This is a genomic window from Sphingobacterium bovistauri, assembly GCF_020295405.1.
GTDB lineage: Bacteria > Bacteroidota > Bacteroidia > Sphingobacteriales > Sphingobacteriaceae > Sphingobacterium > Sphingobacterium bovistauri.
Genome location: NZ_JADEYP010000052.1, coordinates 1 through 5551 on the forward strand (window position 1 = coordinate 1; position 5551 = coordinate 5551).

At 35.0% G+C, this 5551-nt stretch carries 2 protein-coding genes; both read left to right on the top strand.

Features of this window, described 5'->3' with window-relative positions:
• Positions 1-381: 381 nt before the first annotated feature.
• Positions 382-2391, top strand: a complete 2010-nt coding sequence (locus IPZ78_RS16975; RefSeq protein WP_225555174.1) for a heavy metal translocating P-type ATPase — start codon at positions 382-384, stop codon at positions 2389-2391.
• 348 nt (positions 2392-2739) lie between these two features.
• Positions 2740-5403 carry a DNA gyrase/topoisomerase IV subunit A gene (locus IPZ78_RS16980; protein WP_225555175.1) on the top strand — a complete coding sequence of 888 codons (2664 nt, stop codon included), beginning with the start codon at positions 2740-2742 and terminating at the stop codon, positions 5401-5403.
• The last annotated feature ends 148 nt before the right edge of the window (positions 5404-5551 follow it).

A 5551-nucleotide genomic window follows, 5' to 3' on the forward strand; every position in this document is an offset into this window, starting at 1 on the left:
ATTGTACTTTCATATCGTTTTTTGGGTGCACCTCAATTTACAAAAAATTGAGGACAAAAAACATAAGCCCCGCCATTATTTTTTAATGACGGGGCTCTTTAATTAACAGACCTTTTTAGACAGCCTCTTTTAATTAAAAAACACCATCCAAAATCTAACTTAACAAAGGGTAATCATCACCCTTTTAAACCCTAAACCAACAATAGAATCTATTTATTGAATTAAACGTCTTGAAACCGTTAGGCCCCGAAGAACAGAAATTTCTAAAAGAAAATTTATAAACCAACACTACAAAAACTTTATGGATTATACTATGTTATTTGTGTATTTTAGTATAGATAATTTCTACGCCCTCATTTGAACATTAGTCATATTCGTTATATGTCAGAACACAAAATACATACAGACTCGGAAGAACAATGTTGCTCCTTATCTGAAAAGGCAAATACTATTAACATTACTAACAAAGCTCATAATCATTCACATAATGAAGAAGACGGGCACGACCACAGTCTGGATCCTAATAGCAGCACCTTCAAATTATTCCTACCTTCCCTTTTATCACTAATTTTATTACTTACTGCTATTACATTTGATAATTGGTTAACACAAGAATGGTTTACAGGCATTATTCGATTTATATGGTATTTAGTAGCTTACGCTTTTGTAGGTTTTCCAGTGATCAAAGAAGCTTTAGTAAGCATTACAAAAGGTGATATTTTTTCAGAGTTTTTATTGATGACTATTGCAACAGTTGGTGCATTTTTCATCAAAGAATATCCAGAAGCAGTTGCTGTTATGCTGTTTTATGCTGTAGGTGAAGTTTTCCAAACAATGGCGGTATCTAGAGCTAAAAGAAATATACAATCCTTATTAGACCAACGTCCTGATGAAGTGACCATCCTCCAAGAAGGACTCCCCAAAGTAATACCTGCCTCTAAAGCCAACATTGGAGATATTATTCAACTCAAACCCGGTGAAAAGCTTGGGCTAGATGGTGAGTTAATTTCGGCATCAGCTACATTTAACACTGCTGCCCTAACCGGAGAAAGCAAGCCTGATACCAAGCGCACAAGCGAATCAGTACTTGCAGGAATGATAAACCTAAATACTGTAGCACAAGTGCGCGTAACAACGGCTTACGAGGATAGTAAATTGAGTAAAATTTTAGAATTGGTACAAAATGCAACTTCTCAAAAAGCACCAACAGAACTATTTATTCGAAAATTCGCTAAGATTTACACCCCTATCGTAGTTATACTAGCTGTTTGTATATGCTTAGTTCCTGCAATATTTATAGACAATTATGTATTTAACGACTGGTTGTACAGAGCATTAGTTTTTCTTGTAATTTCTTGTCCATGCGCTTTAGTCATTTCTATACCTTTGGGATATTTCGGAGGCATAGGAGCTGCTAGTAAAAATGGCATTTTATTTAAGGGCTCTAATTTCTTGGATGCACTTGCTAATATACAACACATCGTCATGGATAAAACAGGAACGATGACAGAAGGCGTCTTTAAAGTACAAGAAGTCAACTTTAAAAACGATATCGATACCAACATTCTGCAATTAGTCAATGCTGTAGAAAGTCAAAGTACACACCCTATTGCCACAGCAATACATGACTACGTTGGAAATGTTGATTCAACTATTATTTTAGAAAGCACTGAAGAAATACCTGGTCATGGACTTCGCTCAATTATTCAGGACAAAGAAATTTTAGTAGGAAATTTCAAGTTATTAGATAAATTTGGAATTAATTACGACACCAACCCTAAAGATATTGTATATACCACCTTAGCCATAGCCTATGATAAAAAATATATTGGCTACATCACTATTGCGGATCAAATCAAAGAAGATGCTCAAAAAACCATAAATGAACTAAACAACCTCCAAGTCAACACGACAATGTTAAGTGGAGATAAAGACACTGTGGTAGCTCATGTGGCAAATCAATTAGGAATAAAAAATTATCATGGCAATCTATTACCAGAGGACAAAGTAAATCAGGTAAAGCAAATCAAACAAAATAATGAATCTGTGGCTTTTGTCGGTGATGGCGTAAATGATGCTCCAGTAGTAGCATTAAGTGATGTAGGTATTGCAATGGGTGGATTGGGTTCAGATGCCACGATTGAAACTGCAGATGTCGTTATTCAAGATGACAAACCATCCAAAATACCTATTGCAATCCGCATTGGAAAAAAAACAAAAAGTATCGTTTGGCAAAACATAACGTTAGCTTTCGTCGTAAAAGCCATCGTTCTTATTTTGGGAGCGGGCGGATTAGCGACTATGTGGGAAGCTGTTTTTGCCGATGTGGGAGTATCATTAATAGCAATCTTAAATGCTGTACGTATTCAAAAAACAGACTTCACTAAATAAAGTTGATTCTTTGACCAAAATTTTATTCCAATCCCCCAATTTTGACCTAAGTTCTGATACAGCAGGTCGTTGCTCTTGATTTTATTGAAAACCAATATACCACATTAGGTCAACACAGTACATAGCATAATAGAATTAATCATATGCCCGAATAAAAATCCTGCAATAAATGCTGTCAAAATATGATGAAACAAAATATTAATAGTATCAATTTCAAACTTTTTAGCTAAATAAAAACAAATAGCCATAAATTTTTATATCATTTTAGTGTATCCCCCTTTTGATAGAAATTTGTATTTTTACCCAATTCAAAAACTTGAATCCGTAATACAATCAAATAAAAAATAGATGATTGACGAAACGAATAATCCAGAAGACAACAATCAAGAAAATAATCTATCGCCTGAAAACGACCATGCTAGTAATACAATTCCCTTATCAGGACTGTATGAAAACTGGTTTTTGGACTATGCTTCCTATGTAATATTAGACCGTGCAGTACCACATATCAATGATGGTTTTAAACCCGTTCAACGTAGAATCTTGCACTCTTTTAAAGAAAAAGATGATGGTCGGTTCAATAAAATTGCGAACGTAGTAGGACATACTATGCAATATCACCCACATGGTGATGCTTCGATTGGTGACGCTATTGTACAGTTAGGTCAAAAAGATTTGTTAATTGATTGTCAAGGTAACTGGGGAGATCCAGTCACAGGCGATTCAGCAGCAGCTTCTCGATATATTGAAGGGCGATTATCCAAATTTGCAAATGATGTTGTCTTTAATCCGGATACTACGACTTGGCAGCAGAGTTATGATGGTCGTAACAAAGAACCGATTACATTACCCGTAAAATTCCCATTGTTACTAGCACAGGGTGCTGAAGGTATTGCTGTTGGATTGGCGACCAAGATCATGCCACACAATTTTATCGAACTGATAGATGGTTCTATTCAAGTTTTGAATGGCGAAAGACCAAATATTTTTCCAGATTTTCCTACAGGTGGTTTCGCTGATGTTTCAAACTACAACGAAGGTCAACGTGGAGGAAAAATACGTGTGCGTGCCAAAATTGAAGAACGTGATAAAAAAACATTAGCCATCACCGAAATTCCTTTTGGAACTACTACTGGTAGTTTGATCGAAAGTATTGTTTCTGCTAATGATAAGGGAAAAATAAAAATTAAAAAAATTGAAGATAATACGGCAAAAGACGTAGAAATAATGATACATCTTGCGCCTGGCATTTCACCAGATATGACCATTGATGCATTATATGCATTCACTTCTTGTGAATCTTCTATTTCTCCCAATACTTGTGTAATCAAGGAAGAAAAGCCACACTTTATGAGTGTGAATGATATCCTAACAGAAAACACATTACAAACAAAAGAACTTTTAAAACGCGAATTAGAGATTCGTCTGAATGAGCTTCAAGAAAAGATATTTTTTAATTCTTTGTTGAAAATTTTCATTCAAGAAGGCATGTATAAGCATTCTGATTACGAAAATGCAGGAGATTTTGATACTGTAGTACAGGTATTAAATAAATTATTCGCGCCATTCTTCGATCAATTTTACAGAGAAATTCTTCCGGAAGATTACAAAAAGCTTATTGATAAGCCGATGAGTAGCATTACACGATTTGATGTGAAAAAATCGGATGATCAAATGAAAGCTCTAAATGACGAAATCAAAGAGGTAAAGAAAAATCTGAAGCACCTGACGGAATATGCTATTGAATGGTTTGAATACCTGCGCAACAAATACGCAAAAGGTCGTGAACGTAAAACAGAACTACGTGTATTTGACAAAGTAGAAGCTGCACAAGTTGCTCTAGCTAATGCTAAGCTCTACGTCAATCGCGCTGAAGGATTTATTGGTACAGGAATCAAAAAAGATGAATTCGTCACAGATTGTTCAGATATAGACGATATTATCGTATTCAGAGAAGATGGTAAATATAGTGTGGTAAAAGTTCAGGATAAAGTCTTTGTTGGAAAAGACATTATTCATGTGGCCGTATTCAAAAAAGGCGACGAACGCACAATATATAATGCCGTATATCGCGATGGAGTAAATGGGAACACTTATGTAAAACGTTTTGCCGTAACAGCTGTTACACGTGAAAAAGATTATGATGTTACTAAAGAAACAAAAGGTTCGAAAATTTTATACTTTACGGCTAACCCTAACGGCGAAGCGGAGATCGTAAACGTACAACTAAAACCTCACACAAAACTACGTAAACTAACTTTTGATTTAGATTTCGCAGAAATTGTGATCAAAGGTAAAGGATCCATGGGTAATTTGGTTTCCAAATATCCTGTCAAAAAAATAACATTCAAAAGTGCGGGAATTTCTACTTTAGCAGGCCGTAAAATATGGTATGACACTATATTAAAGAGACTAAATGCTGACGAAAGAGGTACATACTTAGGCGAATTCGATGGTGATGACAAAATCCTTATGATTTTTCAAGATGGAACTTACGAACTTTCAAATTTCGATTTAAGTAATCACTTCGATGAAAAAATGACACGTATCGAAAAACATTACCCAGAACATATTTATACCGCAATACACCAAGATGGTAAATCTGGGGCTTACTATGTCAAACGCTTTGTTTTCGATGACATTCAAGTAGGAAAACGCGTATCCATTATTAACGATGAGCCGGGGTCAAAATTAGTTTTATTGACTAATAACCCTAACCCTCTTGTCAAGATTAAACAACTTAAAGGCAAATCCCAACTTGAAGAAACTATTGATCAACCATTAAATGAATTGATCGAGGTCAAGAAAATAAAAGCGCAAGGAAATCGTTTATCTTTCCATAATGTGCAAACAGTGAAATCCATTACAGAAGAAATAGATTTTACAAATCCACCTAAGGAGGAAAAAGAGATAGAAAATCTTGAAGAAAACAAGGATAACTCAATAGGGCTAGAAATCACGAATCCTGATGACATTCAGATTAGCGATGATGGTCAAATCGGATTATTCTAATAGTAATAAAGGCTTGGAAATTGGACATGCCCCAAAAAGTTAGACACTTATTTGGGGCATTTTTATGAGAAAAAATCAGAAGTATAATTTCAATTTTAAGTTACGTTTAGTAACTATTCTTCAGCAGGGCAAAGATAGTATTGGAGGT

Coding starts and splice junctions, on each gene's coding strand:
- IPZ78_RS16975 (WP_225555174.1), top strand. CDS start 382: ATGTCAGAACACAAAATACATACAGACTCGGAAGAACAATGTTGCTCC.
- IPZ78_RS16980 (WP_225555175.1), top strand. CDS start 2,740: ATGATTGACGAAACGAATAATCCAGAAGACAACAATCAAGAAAATAAT.